This is a genomic window from Phenylobacterium sp. (genome assembly GCF_030693625.1).
GTDB lineage: Bacteria > Pseudomonadota > Alphaproteobacteria > Caulobacterales > Caulobacteraceae > Phenylobacterium > Phenylobacterium ferrooxidans.
The window spans coordinates 1-17,908 of record NZ_JAUYAF010000039.1; the positions used below are offsets into that span (position 1 = coordinate 1).

General features: G+C 69.2%; 14 protein-coding genes. 12 read left to right on the forward strand and 2 right to left on the reverse strand.

Annotated features, from left to right (window positions below; translation table 11 throughout):
* From dnaK to Q8N10_RS08645, 3 genes are all read left to right on the forward strand, one after another.
* A partial coding sequence (dnaK, locus tag Q8N10_RS08635; RefSeq protein WP_305663894.1) for a molecular chaperone DnaK occupies positions 1-1,763 on the forward strand: 1,763 nt, incomplete at its 5' end.
* A gap of 169 nt (positions 1,764-1,932) precedes the next feature.
* Positions 1,933-3,078, forward strand: coding sequence for a molecular chaperone DnaJ (gene dnaJ / locus Q8N10_RS08640; protein ID WP_304780613.1), 1,146 nt, complete (start codon positions 1,933-1,935; stop codon positions 3,076-3,078).
* Between the two features lie 105 nt (positions 3,079-3,183).
* Positions 3,184-5,082 (forward strand): alpha/beta hydrolase, encoded by a 1,899-nt coding sequence (locus Q8N10_RS08645; protein ID WP_304780617.1) that lies wholly within the window; start codon positions 3,184-3,186, stop codon positions 5,080-5,082.
* 16 nt (positions 5,083-5,098) lie between these two features.
* Here the strand turns inward: Q8N10_RS08645 and Q8N10_RS08650 are convergent, their stop codons facing one another.
* Entirely contained in the window at positions 5,099-5,617 is a 519-nt protein-coding gene (locus tag Q8N10_RS08650; protein WP_304780620.1) for a GNAT family N-acetyltransferase, read from the reverse strand.
* Positions 5,618-5,723: 106 nt separating this feature from the next.
* On the opposite strand from Q8N10_RS08650, the gene mutS reads away from it, so the two are divergent.
* The 7 genes from mutS (at position 5,724) to Q8N10_RS08685 (ending at position 16,025) form a co-directional block, all read left to right on the forward strand.
* Complete coding sequence (mutS, locus tag Q8N10_RS08655) at positions 5,724-8,411, forward strand: DNA mismatch repair protein MutS (RefSeq protein ID WP_304780623.1); 2,688 nt, start codon at positions 5,724-5,726, stop codon at positions 8,409-8,411.
* Between the two features lie 141 nt (positions 8,412-8,552).
* Positions 8,553-8,792 (forward strand): hypothetical protein, encoded by a 240-nt coding sequence (locus Q8N10_RS08660; RefSeq protein ID WP_304780627.1) that lies wholly within the window; start codon positions 8,553-8,555, stop codon positions 8,790-8,792.
* A gap of 140 nt (positions 8,793-8,932) precedes the next feature.
* The gene (locus Q8N10_RS08665; protein ID WP_304780630.1) at positions 8,933-11,761 is read left to right on the forward strand and encodes a [protein-PII] uridylyltransferase; all 2,829 of its coding nucleotides are present in this window, start codon (positions 8,933-8,935) and stop codon (positions 11,759-11,761) included.
* 39 nt (positions 11,762-11,800) lie between these two features.
* Positions 11,801-13,432, forward strand: coding sequence for a murein biosynthesis integral membrane protein MurJ (murJ, locus tag Q8N10_RS08670; protein WP_370690224.1), 1,632 nt, complete (start codon positions 11,801-11,803; stop codon positions 13,430-13,432).
* 207 nt (positions 13,433-13,639) lie between these two features.
* Positions 13,640-14,674 carry a tryptophan--tRNA ligase gene (gene trpS / locus Q8N10_RS08675; RefSeq protein WP_304780633.1) on the forward strand — a complete coding sequence of 345 codons (1,035 nt, stop codon included), beginning with the start codon at positions 13,640-13,642 and terminating at the stop codon, positions 14,672-14,674.
* 54 nt (positions 14,675-14,728) lie between these two features.
* Positions 14,729-15,202, forward strand: coding sequence for a universal stress protein (locus Q8N10_RS08680; RefSeq protein WP_304780635.1), 474 nt, complete (start codon positions 14,729-14,731; stop codon positions 15,200-15,202).
* 22 nt (positions 15,203-15,224) lie between these two features.
* The gene (locus Q8N10_RS08685; RefSeq protein WP_304780638.1) at positions 15,225-16,025 is read left to right on the forward strand and encodes an SDR family oxidoreductase; all 801 of its coding nucleotides are present in this window, start codon (positions 15,225-15,227) and stop codon (positions 16,023-16,025) included.
* Here the strand turns inward: Q8N10_RS08685 and Q8N10_RS08690 are convergent.
* On the reverse strand, positions 16,022-16,708 hold the full coding sequence (locus tag Q8N10_RS08690; RefSeq protein WP_304780641.1) for a MarC family protein: 687 nt from the start codon (positions 16,706-16,708) through the stop codon (positions 16,022-16,024). The two genes, Q8N10_RS08685 and Q8N10_RS08690, sit on opposite strands and share 4 nt — an antisense overlap.
* A 75-nt stretch (positions 16,709-16,783) precedes the next feature.
* Between Q8N10_RS08690 and pyrF the strand changes: the two genes are divergently transcribed.
* Both pyrF and Q8N10_RS08700 read left to right on the forward strand, forming a co-directional pair.
* The gene (gene pyrF / locus Q8N10_RS08695) at positions 16,784-17,491 is read left to right on the forward strand and encodes an orotidine-5'-phosphate decarboxylase (protein ID WP_305663895.1); all 708 of its coding nucleotides are present in this window, start codon (positions 16,784-16,786) and stop codon (positions 17,489-17,491) included.
* Between the two features lie 70 nt (positions 17,492-17,561).
* Positions 17,562-17,908: DUF3500 domain-containing protein (locus Q8N10_RS08700; RefSeq protein ID WP_305663896.1), on the forward strand; the 347-nt coding region annotated here is incomplete at its 3' end.

Here is a 17,908-nt window from a genome sequence, read left to right on the forward strand (position 1 = left end):
TCGTCGGGCAGCCCGCCAAGCGCCAGGCGGTGACCAATCCCGAGCGGACCTTCTTCGCGGTCAAGCGCCTCGTTGGCCGCCGCTACGACGATCCGATGGTCGAGAAGGACAAGAAGCTCGTCCCCTACAAGATCGTCAAGGGCGACAATGGCGACGCGTGGGTCGAGGCGGGCGACAAGAAGCAGTCGCCGAGCCAGATTTCCGCGATGATCCTGCAGAAGATGAAGGAGACCGCCGAGGCCTATCTCGGCGAGAAGGTCGAGAAGGCCGTCATCACGGTTCCCGCCTATTTCAACGACGCCCAGCGCCAGGCCACCAAGGACGCCGGCAAGATCGCCGGCCTGGAAGTCCTGCGGATAATCAATGAGCCGACCGCCGCGGCCCTGGCCTATGGCCTTGAGAAGAACGACGGCAAGAAGATCGCCGTCTACGACCTGGGCGGCGGCACCTTCGACGTCTCGATCCTGGAGATCGGCGACGGCGTCTTCGAGGTGAAGGCCACGAACGGCGACACCTTCCTGGGCGGGGAAGACTTCGACCTGCGGATCGTCAACTATCTGGCTGACGAGTTCAAAAAAGAGAACTCCGTTGACCTGCGCAAGGACAAGCTGGCCCTGCAGCGTCTGCGCGAAGAGGCTGAAAAGGCCAAGAAGGAGCTGTCCTCGACGGCTCAGTACGAAGTCAACCTGCCCTTCATCTCGATGAATGCGTCTGGCCCGCTGCACCTCAACATCAAGCTCTCGCGCTCCAAGCTCGAAGCCCTGGTGGACGACCTGGTGGCGCGCACCATCGGCCCCTGCGATCAGGCGCTGAAGGATGCGGGCCTCAAGAAGTCCGACATCGACGAAGTGATCCTGGTCGGCGGCATGACCCGCATGCCCAAGGTCGTGGACACGGTGAAGGAGTTCTTCGGCCGCGAGCCCCACAAGGGTGTGAACCCGGACGAGGTCGTGGCCTTGGGCGCCGCGGTGCAGGCCGGGGTTCTGCAGGGCGACGTCAAGGACGTGCTGCTGCTGGACGTCACGCCGCTGACGCTGGGCATCGAGACCCTGGGCGGGGTGTTCACCCCGCTGATCGAGCGCAACACCACCATTCCCACCAAGCGCTCGCAGACCTTCTCGACCGCCGACGACAACCAGTCGGCCGTGACCATCCGGGTGTTCCAGGGCGAGCGTCCCATGGCGCACGACAACAAGATGCTGGGTCAGTTCGACCTGGTGGGGATTCCCCCGGCGCCGCGCGGCGTGCCGCAGGTCGAGGTGACCTTCGACATCGACGCCAACGGCATCGTCAACGTCTCGGCCCGCGACAAGGCGACGGCCAAGGAGCAGTCGATCCGCATCCAGGCCAATGGCGGGCTGTCGGACGCCGACATCGAAAAGATGGTCCGCGAAGCCGAGAGCAACAAGGCCGACGACGAGAAGCGCAAGGCCCTGGTGGAAGCCAAGAACCAGGCCGAGGCGGTGGTCCATTCCACCGAGAAGGCCATGGCCGAGCACGGCGGCAAGATCGGCGGCCCCGACAAGGAAGCCATCGAGACGGCGCTCGCCGACCTGAAGACTGCTCTGGAGGGTGACGACGCCGAGGGCATCGCCGCCAAGACCCAGACGCTGATCCAGGCTTCCATGAAGCTGGGTGAAGCCATGTACGCCGCCCAGCAGGGCGGTGAGGGTGATCAACCCGACGACGCCTCGGGCGGTGACGACGTTGTCGACGCCGAGTTCGAGGAAGTCAGCGACGACGACACCAAGAAGTCCGCGTGACGTTGCGCCCCATGGCGGTCTCTCGCAGCTTTTGCGAGGGGTCGCCGTGGGGTTTCGCACATTTGCGGGCCAACCCCCCTCTGCGACCGGCGCGGCTGGCGTAAGCCTTGCAGCCGGGGCAGGGTGTTCCCACCTCAGTTTAAGATCAATTTGAACGCCTGATGATTTGATGCGGGACTATTACGAGATTCTGGGCGTAACCCGCGGCTGCGATGACGCCGCGCTGAAGTCGTCCTTCCGCAAGCTGGCCATGGAGCACCACCCCGACCGGAATGGCGGTTGCGAGGAGGCCGAGGGCCGCTTCAAGGAAATCAACGAAGCCTATTCGATCCTTTCCGATCCCCAGAAGCGGGCGCGCTACGACCAGTTCGGTCACGCCGGGGTCAACGGCGGCGGCGGTCCGGGCAATGGCCAGTTCCACGACGTCAACGACATCTTCAACGAGGTGTTCGGCGATGTCTTCGGCGACATGTTCGGCGGTCGCCGCCAGCGCGGCGGGCCGGCTCGCGGCCAGGACCTGCGTTATGATCTCGAGATCACCCTGGAGCAGGCCTATGCCGGCTCGGAGGTGGAGATCGTGGTCCCCGCCTCCATCCAGTGCGAGACCTGCGATGGGTCGGGCGCCAAGCCCGGCACCAGCCCCACGGTCTGCGGCTCCTGCGGCGGGGCCGGCCGGGTTCGCGCCAGCCAGGGCTTCTTCTCCGTCGAGCGCGCCTGCCCCCGCTGCGGCGGCTCGGGCCAGATCATTGTCGATCCCTGCGTCGAATGCCGGGGCCACGGGCAGATCCGCAAGGAACGCACCCTTCAGGTCCGCATCCCGGCCGGGGTCGACGACGGCGCCCGCATCCGGCTCGCCGGCGAAGGCGACGCTGGGGCGAGGGGCGGACCGCGCGGCGACCTCTACATCTTCCTGTCGGTGAAGCCGCACGAACTGTTCGACCGTGACGGCCTGGACCTGCTCTGCACCGTGCCGGTGCCGATGACGGTGGCGGCTCTGGGCGGCGACATCGAGGCCCCCTGCCTGATGGGCGGCGAGAACTGCGACGGCAATTGCAAGATCGAGGTCAAGGTGCCGGAAGGCTCCCAGACCGGCCGCACCGTGCGCCTAAAGGGTCGCGGCATGCCCTCCCTGCGGTCGCGCGAACGCGGCGATCTCATCGTCGAGCTGTTCGTCGAGACCCCGACCCGCCTCAGCGCCCGCCAAAAGGAACTGATGCGCGAACTGTCGGATCTCTGCGGCGAACAGCAGCATCCCAAGTCGGCCAGCTTCATCGGCAAGGCCAAGCGCTTCTGGGAAGAGGTGACCGGGGTCTAGGTGCGCCCGTCATACCGGGCCGTTGAAAAATCCCGGAAACAATCCTGCGTCAGACGGCTAAGCTGATAGCCAATCGCGCGCGAGCGCGGACGACGGGAGGATACCATGAGCCTGAAGACCCTGATCCTGGGCGCGACCGCGATGGCCGCCCTGGCCCTTCCGGCCGCCGCCGACAACGGCAAGAGCCTGGTCCCCGGCTATCCCGACGTGGTGGGGGAATATATCCAAATCCCCGGCTATCCGGCGGCGGGCACCCCCAAGGCCCTGAACACCGCCAGCTTCCTGCGCCTGCGCGCCGCCGCCGATGGTGAGACCCCCAAACCCGCCAATGCGGTGATCGTCGGCCTCCCGGGTTTCTCCTCGACCCCCGCGCACTGGCTCTACCTGGCCAGCCAGCTGGTCCATAAGGCGCAGGCTCAGACCTGCGACGGGGCGCCGTGCCGGATCGAGGTCTGGGTGCTGCAGCGCCGCGGCGCCAACCTCGCCGACACCACCGGCCTGACCGCCGCCCGGGCCAGGAAAGATCCTAAGCTCGCCCTGGACTACTATCTGGGCGCCGCCGCCCTGCAGCCGTCGGCCCTGCCCGGCGCGCCGCTGAAGGTGGACGTGCCGCCCGCCGGCTCCCCGCCGCCGGCCTGGAAACCGCTCAGCCAGACCGATGTCGCCTTCATGGCCGACTGGGACTTCCAGGCCTATGCCGGGGACGTCGACGCCATGATCGGCCTGATCAAGCAGAAGACGGGGAACCGCAACGTCTTCCTGGCCGGACACAGCCAGGGCGGCGGCTTCGTCGCCAACTACGCCGCGCGCCTCCAGGCCGACGGCAAGCGCGGGGTCGACAAGCTGTCGGGCTTGATCTTCCTGGACGGCGGGCCCTCGGCCGGGACGGAGGCCGCCCCCACTGAGGCCCAGCTCACCGCCTATTTCGCCAAGGTCGCCGCCCTGCGCGCCGGCAAGGACCGGGTCTATACCGACGCTTCGGGCATGCTCGGCGCCATCGCCGGGCCCGAGGCCGCGGCAAGCCAGTCGGTGACCGGCGTCTATTACGCCTTCGTCGATCCGGCGCAGGAGTCGATCTTCCCTCTGCGCACCGCGGCCATGACCGCCAATCCGGGGGACGCCTTCCTGCGCGCGATCCGCCTGACCTGGCTCGCCCGCGCCGGCGCCAGCTTCGACACCGATCCGGTCCCCGGGGGCGGGGTGCAGATGCCGGTGCTGCAGTTCCTCGGCGAAGGCCTGGGATATCTCGACTTCAAGCCGGTTCCCGGAACCGAGGACCAGTGCGACAAGACCCCGGCCGCGCCGATGGTGGGTCCGCCGCGTCCCGGCATGGCGGCCGCCAAGTGCGTGCCGGCCGCGGCCCAGATCGATCCCGCCAAGGTCTATGGCTGGGTCGAGGGCGGCGGGAACGGTCAGTCGCCCCTGGACGCGGGCAAGGCCAGGCTCTGGATGGATAGCCAGGCCTATGCCCCGGCCCGCTCCAACATCAAGCCGGTCGCGGTGACCTTCGCTGAGAGCGGCGCGCGCACCATCGATGCTTCCGACATGATCGCGTCCAACTGGTACCCCTCCGAGCGCTGGGATTTCGACGCCGGCTTCGTGGGCCGCTACAAGACTCTCAAGCTCGACCGCGACGGGGTGAAGCTGGACATCGACAAGTCCGCGATCGCCGCCATCCCCGTCTATGTGGCCCGCCAGAGCCCGGCCCCGGCCGCCAACAACCCGTTCCCCGGCGTGACCGACTACACCGAGGTCAACAAGACCGGGACCTACCAGACCGAGGCCGCCAAGGCGGTGACCCCCTTTGATCCGGCGATCAACGCCAAGCTCTATTTCCACACCGACTTCGTCTCGGTGGACGACTCGACGCCCGACAAGGGCCGGCCGGGCGACCCGGGCAATTCAGCGGTGGCCAACACCCTCATCGACTGGGTGCTAAAGCGGTCAAAGGGCGCGGCGGCCACGCCCACCCCCAAGGCCCTTGGGGTTGTCGCCCGCTACTGACGGTCTGCCGCGCCCTTTAGGTGAGGGCGCGGATGTCCGCCCATCGATAGCTGACCTCGTACAGGAGCCCGCCTGGCCCAGGCTCCTTGCGCGGCGCTTCGGCCTGCCCGCCCAGGTGCTCATAGAAGCCGCGCGCCGGGATGTTGTCGCGCAGGACCGAGATCATCAGGGACTTCGCGCCCTGGTCGGCGAACACGCGGGCCGCCGCCGTCAGCAGGCGCCGGCCCAGGTCGTGGCCTTGGCTCCGGCGCAGGACATAGACGGTGGTGACCTCCGCCTCGCCCGCCAGGCGCGTGCGCGACGGGCCGCCGGCGGCGTAGCCGACGACGCCGTCCCGGTCGGCGGCGGCGAGCGTAATCTCGTGCTCGGCCGGGGTGACCAGGGACTTGGAGAACCGCCGGGCGTTCACCGGCACGCTCATGCGGTCCAGGAAGCTGTCGGGCAGCAGGCCGCGATAGGTCTCGCGCCAGGAGGTCACGTGCACCTGGGCCAGGGCCAGCGCATCCTCGGGGCCGGCGGGGAAGATGACGTGCATGGGGAAACCTCCCGGACTTAACCACAGCTTGGGCCTCGCGGAGCTTTGTTCAAGGGGGCCGTGGGGATGACGCGGGCGTCGGGCACCGTTAACCTCTGGCTCAAGCATGAACGCCCAGATCCCCACACCGCCTGACGCGGCCGCCGGCGCCACCCCGGTGATGGCCCAGTATTTCGAGGCCAAGGCCCGCCAGCCAGACGCCCTGGTGTTCTTCCGCATGGGCGACTTCTACGAGCTGTTCTTCGAGGACGCCGAGAAGGCCGCCGCCGCCCTGGGCATCACCCTGACGGCGCGGGGTGCCCACGGCGGCGCGCCGATCCCCATGTGCGGGGTGCCCGTCCACGCCGCCGAGGCCTATCTCGCCAAGCTGATCCGAGCGGGGTTCAAGGTCGCCGTCTGCGAGCAGATGGAAGACCCCGCCGAAGCCCGCAAGCGCGGCTCGAAATCCATCGTCCGACGCGACGTGGTGCGGGTGGTGACGCCGGGCACGCTGACCGAGGACGGCCTGCTGGATGCGCGGGGCGCCAACCGCCTGGCCGCTGTGGCGGTGCGGGCCGGGGCCGCCGCCGTGGCCAGCGTCGAGCTCTCCACCGGAGAGGTGGAATGCTGGGCCGTGGCGCGCGAGAATCTGGCTTCCGCGCTCGCCGCCCTTGGTCCCTCCGAAATCCTGGTGCCCGACCGCCTGTTCGCCGACGAGGGGATGAACACCGCCCTGCGCAGCGCCGGCGGGGTGGTGCAGCCCATGCCCTCGGCCCTGGCCGAGCCGGCCGCCTCGGAGGCGCGGCTGAAGCGGCTCTATGGCGTCGACACCCTGGATGGGTTCGGGACCCTGTCGGGCGCGGAGATTTCCGCCCTGGGCCTGATCGCCGCCCACCTGGAGACCACCCAGGCCGGACGCCTGCCCGCGCTCACCGCCCCGCGAAGGGCCGGCGAGGCCGACGTCATGGCCATTGACCCGGCCACCCGCACCAGCCTGGAGATCGAGAAGAGCCTCTCGGGCTCCCGCGAGGGCTCCCTGCTGGGCGCCATCGACCGCACCATCACCGCGCCGGGCGCCCGGATGCTGGCCGCGCGGCTGGCCCGCCCCCTGCTGGACCCCGCCGCCATCGAAGTCAGGCTCGACGCCGTCGGGTGGTTCGTGGAGCGGAGGCCGCTGCGTCAGAAGCTCCGCGAGGAACTGAAGGGCCTGGGCGACATGGCCCGCGCGCTCTCACGTCTGGCGCTCGGTCGAGGCGGCCCCCGCGACCTGGGCTGCCTGCGCGACGGCCTGGCGCGCGGCGAGGCCATCGCCGCACTGTTCGCCGGCGCGCCGGCGCCGCTGGATCCGCCGCCGCCTTCCGAGGTCGAGAGCGCGCTGGCCGTCCTGCACGCCTTTGACCACCACCAACTGGGCGCCTTCCGCCAGATGCTGGCCGACGGTCTCGGGACCGAGCTGCCGGCCCAGGCCCGGGACGGGGGCTTCGTGGCGCCGGGCGTTCGCCCGGAACTCGACCAGGCCCGCGCCCTGCGCGACGATAGCCGCCGGGTGATCCTGCAGCTGGAGGCTCAGCTGTTGGCGGACTCCGGCGTCGCCCTGAAGATCCGCCACAACGCGGTGCTGGGCTATTTCGTCGAGTGTACGGCCAAGGCGGCCGAGCCCTTGATGGCGCCGCCGCTGAACGCCACCTTCATCCACCGCCAGACCCTGGCCAACCAGGTGCGCTTCACCACGGTGGAGTTGGCGGAACTGGACGCCAGGATCGCCCAGGCCGCCGAGCGGGCGTTGGCCATCGAGGTGGCCACCTTCGAGGCCTGGCGCGAGGCCGCCATCGGCGTGGCCGCCGCCATCCAGGCCGCCGCCGAGGGCGCCGCGCGCCTGGATGTGGCCTCAGGCTTGGCGGAATGGGCCGACGACGTGGGCGGCGCCCGGCCGATCCTCGACCGCTCCACCGCCTTCGAGGCCGAGGCGGCCCGCCACCCGGTGGTGGAAGCCGCCGTCAAGCGGACCGGCCAGCCCTTCACCCCCAATGACTGCCGTCTGGATGGCGCCGGCGCGGTCGGGCCGCGCCTGGCCCTGGTGACCGGCCCGAACATGGCCGGCAAGTCGACCTTCCTGCGCCAGAACGCGCTCCTGGCCGTGCTTGCCCAGGCTGGATGCTATGTGCCGGCCAAGCGCCTGCGCCTGGGGGTTGTCGACCGGCTGTTCAGCCGCGTGGGGGCCGGCGATGACCTGGCCCGGGGTCGCTCGACCTTCATGGCCGAGATGGTGGAGACCGCCGCCATTCTCACCCAGGCCACGCCCCGCTCGCTGGTGATCCTCGACGAGATCGGCCGCGGCACAGCCACCTATGACGGCCTGGCCATCGCCTGGGCCTGCGCCGAGGCCCTGCACGAGACCAATCGCTGCCGGGGCCTGTTCGCCACCCACTATCACGAACTGGCGGTGCTGGAGGGCCGGCTCGCCCATGTCGCCAACCTGTCGCTGAAGGCCAAGGAGTGGAACGGCGACCTGATCTTCCTCCACGAGGCCGGCCCCGGTCCCGCCGATCGCTCCTATGGAGTGCAGGTGGCCAAGCTGGCGGGCGTTCCAGCCCCGGTGGTGATCCGCGCCCGCGAGGTGCTGGAGCGGCTGGAGCGCGAAACCGGCGCCCCGGCCCACCTCGACGACCTGCCGCTGTTCGCCGCCACCGCGCCCGGTGTCGCGGAACGGTCCGGGCCAAGCGCCGTGGATGCGGCGGTCGCCGAGCTTGACCCCGACAGCATGAGCCCGCGGGAGGCCATGGCGACGCTTTACCGGCTGAAGGGCCTGCTCTGATCCGCGCCGGGACGAGAATTGTGCGCTGCAAAATTCTTAACCATCGCACTGCACAATATTTTAAGCTCCAGCGTACAAAAACACCTCCGACGAGCGCGGACCTCTCCTCCCCATTTCCCCGCGCCGCTGGAGATTCAGACCATGATCCGCACCGCCCTCATCGCCGCCGTTGTCGCCTTCGCCGCTTCCTCGGCCAGCGCCTCCGAAGTCCGCGTCTCCCTGGTGGGCAAGTCCGCCGAACAGATCAACGCCGACATCCTCGACGCCGCGCGCACCGTCTGCGCCAAGGACGTCATCGGCGAGACCATGATCCTCGGCGCCTACGGCCGTTGCGTGAAGGCCACCGTGCAGGTCACCCAGCAAAAGCTCGCCGCGCTCTAAGACAGCCGCGTCAGCCGAACGATCGAAAGGCCGGCGCCCCAGGGCGCCGGCCTTTTTCTTTGACCTGCGCCAACCTGCGGGCTTCGCGCCCGTGGCGGCGCGGCCCTATATGACGGGAACCGATTTTCCTTAGGTTTCCCATGCCGCCACGCCTGCGTCCCACGCGCCTGGAATATGTCGTCGATGGCATCCGCCTGCGCGCCCAGCTGTCGGCGGCGGCCCTGGACGCCGCCGGCGACGAGGCCGAGCAACGCCGCCGCGCCCTGGATATCCTCAAGCAGGCCCTGTTCCGGGGCCGGATGATCGCCAAGGAGCGTCTCGAGAACGGCGCCGGCGGCATCGAGACCGCCCGGCTCTTGTCGGGTGTGACGGACGAGGTCGTCACCGCCTTGTACGACTTCACCACGGTCCACGTGTTCCGGGCGCGCAATCCCACCGAGGGGGAGCGCCTGGCCCTGATGGCCGTCGGCGGCTACGGGCGCGGCACGCTGGCGCCCTTCTCCGACCTCGATCTGCTGTTCCTGCGCCCCTACAAGCAGACCGCCCACGCCGAGAGCGTCATCGAGTACATGCTCTATGCGCTGTGGGACCTGGGCTTCAAGGTCGGCCACGCCTCGCGCACGATCGAAGAATGTATCCGGCTCTCCAAGGAAGACTTCACGATCCGCACCTCGATCCTGGAGGCCCGGCGGCTGACCGGCGATGAGAAGCTGGCCGAGGAGCTGACCCGGAGGTTCGCCGCCGAGGTCGTGAAGGGTTCGGGCGCCCAGTTCGTCGCCGCCAAGCTCAAGGAGCGCGATGAGCGCCACGCCCGGGCCGGCGCCAGCCGCTACCTGGTGGAGCCCAACGTCAAGGAGGGCAAGGGCGCCCTGCGCGACCTCAACACCCTGTTCTGGATCGCCCAGTACCTGAACCCCTCGGCCCAGGCCCGGATGGACGGCATCGTCCACCTGGAGATGTTCGAGCGCCGGGAGGTGGCGGCCTTCCTGCGCGCCTTCGACTTCCTGTGGGCGGTGCGCAGCCACCTGCACTTCGCCACCGGCCGTCCCGAGGAGCGTCTGACCTTCGACCTGCAGCCGGAGATCGCCCGGCGCATGGGCTATGGCGACCGGGGCGACGCGCCGGCCGTCGAGCGCTTCATGCGGCGCTATTTCCTGATCGCCAAGGAGGTGGGCGCCCTCACCCGGGTCTTCGCCGCCAAGCTGGAGTCCGAGCGGGTCAAGCAACAGCCCAAGGGCATCTCCCGCCTGCTGCCGGGCCGGGGCAAGCCGCGCAAGACCTTGCTCGACGCCGGCTTCCACGAGGAGGGCGGGCGGCTCAACATCGACACGCCGGAGATCTTCCAGGCCGACCCCATCAACCTGCTGCGCCTGTTCCGCACCGCCGACCGGCGCGACCTGGACCTGCACCCCGACGCCTTCACCGCGGCGACCCGCTCCCTGCCCCTGATCACGTCGAAGACCCGACGCGATCCGCGCGCCGCCAAGGTGTTCCTGGACATCCTGGCCCGGGGCCGCGATCCGCAGCGGACGCTGACCCTGATGAACGAGGCCGGGGTCCTGGGCCGCTTTCTGCCGGAGTTCGGCCGGGTCGTCGCCCAGATGCAGTTCAACATGTACCACTCCTACACGGTGGACGAGCACACCCTGCGGGCGGTGGGGGTCATCGCCGAGATCAAGGCCGGGCGGTTCGCCGAGGACCACCCCCTGTCGACCGCCGTCATGCCGCTGATCGATGATCCCGAGGCCCTGTTCCTGGCCATGCTGCTGCACGACACCGGCAAGGGCGGGGCCGGCGGCCAGGAGAAAGCCGGGGCCCGCGCCGCACGCCAGGCCTGCGAGCGCCTGGGCCAGGACCGCAAGCGTATCGAACTGGTCGCCTGGCTGGTGGAGCACCACCTGGTGATGAGCGACTACGCTCAGAAGCGCGACGTCTCCGATCCCCGCACGGTGGTGGACTTCGCCCGCATCGTGGAGACGCCGGAACGCCTGCGTCTGCTGCTGGTGCTGACGGTCGCCGACATCCGCGCCGTGGGCCCCGGAGTCTGGAACGGCTGGAAGGGGCAGCTGCTGCGCGAGCTCTACGCCGCCACCGAGGCCGTGTTCCGCGGCGGCCGGGGCTCGGACGCCGCCGCCGCCGTGCGCCGCTACCACGAGAACGCCGCCTATGACGCCCGCATGCGGCTGGTGGCGGTCGATCCCGCCGCCACCGCCTGGGCCCAGGCCATGGAGGACGCCTATTTCACCTCCTTCGCCGAGAGCGAGGTCCTGGGCCACGCCGCCCTCGCCCGCCGCGCGGAGACGAGCGGCGCCGCGGCCGAGGGCCATATCCGCCCCGGGCTCAACGCCTCCGAGGTGGTCGTCGCCGCCCCCGACCGCCCCCGCCTGTTCGTGGACCTGGCCCAGGCCGTCACCGCCGCGGGGGCCAATGTGATGGGCGCGCGGGTCTTCACCTCCCGCCAGGGCCAGGCGCTGGACGTCTTCTATGTCCAGGACATCACCGGGGAAGCCTATGGCAGCGACAATCCCAAGGCCCTGACCCGCCTGGCCGACGCCCTGGAGGCCGCCGCCCGCGGCGAGCCCCTGAAGACCGAGGCCAAGCGGCTGTCGGACCTCGGCCGCGCCGCGGCCTTCTCCATCATTCCCACGGTGATGCTGGACAACGACGCCTCGGAGGTCTCGACGGTGGTGGAGGCCTCGGGCCGCGACCGTCCGGGCCTGTTGGAGGCCCTGGCCCAGTCCATCTCCGAAGCCGGTCTTTCCATCCTCTCGGCCCATATCGACGGCTATGGCGAGCGCGCCGTGGACGCCTTCTATGTGGTGGACGCGCAGGGCAAGAAGCTCACCGACCCCAAGGCCATGACCAGCCTGAAGGCGCGCCTCATGCTCGCCCTCGACGAGGCGGAGGCCTCGGCCTCGTCGAAGTCTCGCGGCAACCTGCAGCGGGCCCGGGCCAGCGTGGCGCGCTGATCGCTTGACGATGCCGCTGGCCCTGCGCACAGAGCGAGCGTGACCGAACCCGCCCCGCCCTCGACGCCCGTCCCCGCCAAGCCCGGCGGGATGATCCGTTCGTCGATGATCTTCTCGGCCCTGACCCTGGTCAGCCGGTTCATGGGCCTGGCCCGCGACCTGGTGATCACGGCGCGCCTGGGGGGCAGCAGCAACATCGCCGCCGACGCCTATTTCACGGCGCTCGCCTTCCCCAACCTGTTCCGCCGCATCTTCGCCGAGGGCGCCTTCGCCGCGGCTTTCGTGCCGGACTATTCGCGCCGCCTGGCCAGCGACGGCAAGGAAGCCGCCGACGCCTTCGCCGCCGACAGCCTGGCCACCCTGGCGGCCGCCACCGTGGTGGTGACCGTCCTGTGCCAACTGGCCATGCCCTGGCTGATGATGGCCTATAGCCCCGGCTATATGAGCGACCCGGCCAAGTTCAAGCTGGCGGTGCTGCTGACCCAGATCACCATGCCCTACCTGGTGTGCGTGTCGATCGCCTCGCTGTTCGCGGGCATCCTGACGGCGCGGGGCCGGTTCGTGATCTACGGCCTCTATCCCACCATCCTGAACCTGGTGATGCTTCTGGCGGTGCTGCCGCAGAAGGACCCCACCCGCGCGGCCTTCGCGGCCTCCGTCGCGGTGCTGGTGGCCGGCGTCGGCCAGGCCGCAATCTGCTGGTGGGGCGCGCACCACACCGGCGCGCGGGTCCGCCTGAAGGCCCTGCGGTTCACGCCGGAGATCAAGGCCCTGGCCAAGCGCGCGGTTCCCGGCGTGATCGCCTCGAGCGCCGTACAGATCAACCTGTTCATCTCCGCGATCCTGGCCTCCCAGGTGGCCGGCATGCGGGTCTGGCTGAATGTCGCCGAGCGGTTCTATCAGCTGCCCCTGAGCCTGGTGGGGGTCGCCATCGGGGTGGCCCTGCTGCCACGCCTGTCCACCGCCTTCCAGCTGAAGGACCACGAGGACACCCAGGGGGCGATGGACCAGGCCATCGTCTTCGCCCTGGCGCTCAGCCTGCCCGCCGCCGCGGCCCTGATGGCCATGCCGGTCTATCTGACCGACGGCCTGTTCGCCCGCGGCGAGTTCACCTTCGCCGACGCGGCCTCCTCCGGCGCCCTGCTGTTCCACTACGGCTGGGGCCTGCCGGCCTTCATCCTGATCAAGATCCTGCAGCCGGCCTTCTTCGCCCGCGGCGACACAAAGACCCCGATGCGGTTCTCGCTGATCTCGGTGGGGGTCAATATCGTGCTGGGGGTGGCGTTGTTCTACACCATCGGCTTCCCCGGCATCGCCATTTCCACGTCCATCGCCTCCTGGGGAACCGTGGCCCAGATGTCGCTCCTGCTCTGGCGCGAGAGGATCTACCGGCCCTCGGCCAGGGCGACCGGAAAGATCCTCCGGGTCGTCGCCGCGAGCGCCGTGCTCGGCGTGCTGCTGGCGCTCGCCACCCATTTCCGCGCCGTGATCGAGGCGCCCCTGGCGCAGGTGGGGGGCGCCAAGGAGATCACCGTCCTGGCGGTCTGCCTGGTGGGCGGCCTGCTCTATCCGCTGCTGTTGTTCGCCTTCGGCGGTGTCACCCCGGCCGAGGTGCGCGGGGCGTTCAAGCGGCGCAAGGGTGACGTGGCCGTCTCCGTCCCCGACCTCTGACGGACTTGCCTGAAAGCTCCGCGCGGACTATTCGCATCGGCCATGGCTTGTCCGGACGTATTCACCTGGCGATGGCGCAGCGCCTGATCCCGCTTCCGCGGCGCGTCGAGACGCGCCCCCAAATCCGAATATTGGAGCATTTTTCGATCCGATAACCGCTTCACACTTATCGGAAAATGCTCTGCCTCTGTTTCAAAGCCTGATCCCATGACCGAACAAGCTCCCGCCGCCTATGCCGGCTCCAAACGTGTGCTCTCCGGCGTCAAGCCGACCGGCGACCTGCACCTGGGCAACTATCTCGGCGCCCTGGTGAAATTCACCCGCATGCAGCACGAGATGGAGACCTTCATCTTCGTCGCCGACCTGCACGCCATCACCGAATGGCAGGACCCGGCCAAGCTGACCGCCCAGACCCGCGAGATCGCCGCGGCTTATCTGGCGGCGGGCCTGGATCCCAATGTGGCCACCATCTTCCCGCAGTCAGCGGTGACCGAGCACGCCGAGCTCGCCTGGATCTTCAACTGCGTGGCCCGGGTCGGCTGGCTCGACCGGATGACTCAGTTCAAGGACAAGTCCGGGAAGAACAAGGAGAAGGCCAGTGTCGGCCTCTACACCTATCCGGTGCTCCAGGCCGCCGACATCCTGCTCTACAAGGCCACCCATGTGCCGGTGGGCGACGATCAGAAGCAGCACGTCGAGCTGACCCGGGACATCGCCTCGAAGTTCAACCACGACTTCAACCGGCCGGGCTATTTCCCGCTGCCCGAGCCTATCCACCAGGGCGCCGGCGCGCGGATCATGTCTCTGCGCGACGCCAGCGATAAGATGAGCAAGTCCAATCCCTCGGACGCCGCGCGCATCAACCTCACCGACGACGCCGACACGGTCGCCCAGAAGATTCGCAAGGCCAAGACCGACCCCCTGCCGTTGCCGGAAACCACGGACGAGCTGAAGGATCGGCCCGAGGCCCTGAACCTGGTGGGCATCTATGCCGCCCTGGAAGGCCGGACCTCCGCCGAGGTGCTGACCGAGTTCGCGGGCGAGGGCTTCGGCGCCTTCAAGCCCCGCCTCGCCGACCTGGCGGTGGCCAAGCTGGGTCCTGTTGGGACCGAAATGCGCCGTTTGATGGCCGACCCCACCGAGATCGACAAGGTGCTGGCCGCCGGCGCGGAAAAGGCCCGCGAGGCCGCCGCCCCGACCCTGGCCGAGGTGAAGAAGATCGTCGGCTTCTGGGGCAGCTGAACCCAGCCACGCAGGTGGCTTGCATCCCGCCCGGGAGCAAGCCACCGTCGGTCCATGAGCCAACGCAAGTTCCTGGTCATCGCCGACGACAGCGCCGAGTTTCATGTGGCGCTGAAGTTCGCCTGCCGCCGCGCCCGTTCCACCGGCGGCCACGTGGCCCTGCTGCGGGTGATCGAACCGGCTGTCTTCGAGCATTGGTCGGGCGTGCGCGAAGAGATCGAGCGCCAGGCTCGCGAAGAGGCCGAGGCCGTCCTGCAGAAGATGGCCGAGTTCGTCATCGCCGAGACCGGCATGGCGCCTGAGTTCATCATCGAGCACGCCGACAACACCCGCGCGGCCCTGCGCCGGGTGATCAGCGAGGACGCCGACATCAAGATCCTGGTCCTGGCCGCCGCCGTGGAGGGCCGGGGCCCCGGTCCCCTGGTGGCCTCGATCGCCAAGGAGGGCGTCAAGTGGGGCGCGCGCAAGGTCCCGGTGACCATCGTGCCGGGCGATCTGACCGATGAAGAGATCGCCGATCTGGCCTAGATCGCGGGACGAAGAGGTTTCCATGGACCGCAAACTGGCGCTGATCACCGGGGCCTCGGCCGGGATCGGGGCGGCCTTCGCCCGGATCTACGCCAGCCACGGCTATGACGTGGCGCTCACCGCGCGGCGCGCCGAGCGGCTGGACCGCCTGGCCGAGGACATCGGCCTGCGCCATGGCGTCGAGACCCTGACGGTCGCCGCCGACCTGGCCGATCCCGCCGCGCCGGGCGCCATCCTGGATCATCTCACCGCCCACGGCCGGGTGGTGGACGTGCTCATCAACAACGCCGGCTACGGCCAGCCGGGGACCTATGCCGACACCACCTGGGAGCAGCAGGCCGCGGTCCTGCAGGTGATGCTGACGGCGCCCAGCGAGCTGGCGCACCGGGTGTTGCCGGGCATGGTGGACCGCCGGTTCGGGCGCATCGTCAACGTGGCCTCGCTCGCGGGTCTGATCCCCGGCTCAGCCGGCCATACCCTCTACGGCGCCACCAAGAGCTACCTGGTCAAGGTCTCCCAGAGCCTGCACCTGGAGAACCTGACCACGGGGGTGCACGTCAGCGCCCTGTGCCCCGGTTTCACCTATTCCGAATTCCACGACGCCAATGGCACGCGGGAAAAGATCAGCGCCTCCACCCCGTCCTGGCTGTGGCTGGGCGCCGACGAGGTGGCCGCCGCGGGCTACGAGGCGGCGGAGGCCAATCGGGCCGTCGCTGTTCCGGGGGCGCCGAACAAGGCGATCGCCGGCCTGGCGAAGCTGATTCCCGACGAATGGGCCCTGGCCCTGATGGCCGCCCAGGGGCCGCGCTTCCGCAACATCTAGTGAGCGTAGGGCGCCGCGGCCTTGCGCAGGATGACGTCGTGGGTCGAGTCGGCGATGCCGATCATCACGAACTGAACCGCCAGGGCGCAGAGGATCAATCCCAGCACGCGCACCACGATGGTCAGGCCGATCTTGCCCAGCATCCGGGTGATCAGCGGGCTCGCCCAGAAGGCCAGCATGGTGGAGAGCGCAGTGGCCGCGATGACCCCCACACCGACGGCGGCGCCGGCCAGGCCGAAGCGCTTGGCCTCGCTGGCGTAGATGATCACCGTGGAGATGGCGCCGGGCCCGATCAGCAAGGGCATGGCGAAGGGCACGATCATGCGCTCGAAGCGCTTGCGGGCGTGGGCGCGGCCTTCGCCGATGTTGGCCTCGTCCTCCGGGTCGATGCCGGTGGCCATGTTGCCGCGCACCATGTCCAGGCCCAGCAGGAACAGGATGATCCCGCCGGCGATGCGGAAGGCCGGCAGGGAGATGCCGAAGAAGGCCAGCAGGGACAGGCCCGAGAAGTAGAAGAAGGTCAGGAAGAACAGGATGAAGAAAGCGATATAGACCGCGATCAGCCGCGCATCCTTGCTCTTCACCCCCACCGTGGCCGCGGCGAACAGCGGCACCGTGCCGATCGGGTCGATCAGGGCGAAAAGGGCGACGAAGAAGTTGACCGCGAAGTCTGCCGGGCTCATTGCAGCGTCTTAGCCCATTTCGTTTCCCGCGCCGACCTCTGTGCGAGGTCCCGTGCGCCTGCCCGGAGCTAAGCCATGTCCGAGACCCTGGTCAAAGCCGATCCTCGCCTGATCATCCCCCTGGACCTGCCCACCGTGGCCGAGGCCCGCGCCATCGTGAGCGCCCTGTCCGACACGGTAAGTTTCTACAAGGTGGGGCTGGAACTGTTCGCCACGGGCGGCGGCATGGACCTGGCGCGTGACCTGAAGGCGGCGGGCAAGCAGGTGTTCCTGGACTGGAAGCTGCACGATATCGGCACCACGGTGCAGCGGACCGCCGCGGTGCTGGCCGGGTCCGGCTGTGACTTCCTGACCGTACATGGCGAGCCGCAGGTGATGGCCTCGGCGGTCCGCGGGCGGGGCGCTTCTGGACTGAAGATTCTGGCGGTCACCGTCCTCACCAGCCTGTCCGACGAGGACCTGACCGAGGTCGGCTATCATGAGAGCGCGCGAGCCCTGGTCGAGCGCCGCATCCATCAGGCCGTCGCTGCGGGCTGCGACGGCGTGGTGGCCAGTCCCCATGAGGCGGCCCTGGCTCGGGCCCTGGGCGGGAAAGACTTTCTGGTGGTGACCCCCGGCGTCCGCCCGGATTGGTCCGCCAAAAACGATCAGGCGCGCGCGGCCACGCCCCGGGACGCCCTGACGGCAGGCGCCTCCCATATCGTCTGCGGTCGTCCGATCACGGCCGCCAATGACCCTGAGGCCGCTGCGCGCCGGGTGGCGGCGGAGATGGTCGGCGTCTAGCCTGAGCGGACGACTTGCGCTCGCCAACCAAGCGCCTAAGTTGCAGATAACGGCGTTCTGGGGGGCCATTGTGATCAAGTCATTGCACGCCTTTGCGATCAGCTTCGTCACCGCGATCACGCTGGGCGCGACAGGCGCCGCAAACGCCAGCGAGACCTGCAAAAGTGATCCAGGCGGCGCTGCTCTCGCCGCGACCCAGGCCCAGGCCTTCCTCAAGGTCCTCTCGCCCATAAACCGGCAGGTGGCGGTTCGCACCTATGGCAAGGTCGCCGCCATCCGCTGGTCGAACCTGCCGATCGCCCTTGCGCCCAGAGTGGGCGTCCGCCTCGGCGACCTGACCGCAACCGAGACCGCGGCCGCAAACGCCCTGCTGCAGACAGCGCTAAGCCAGTGCGGCCTGAAGCTGCTGGCCGAAAT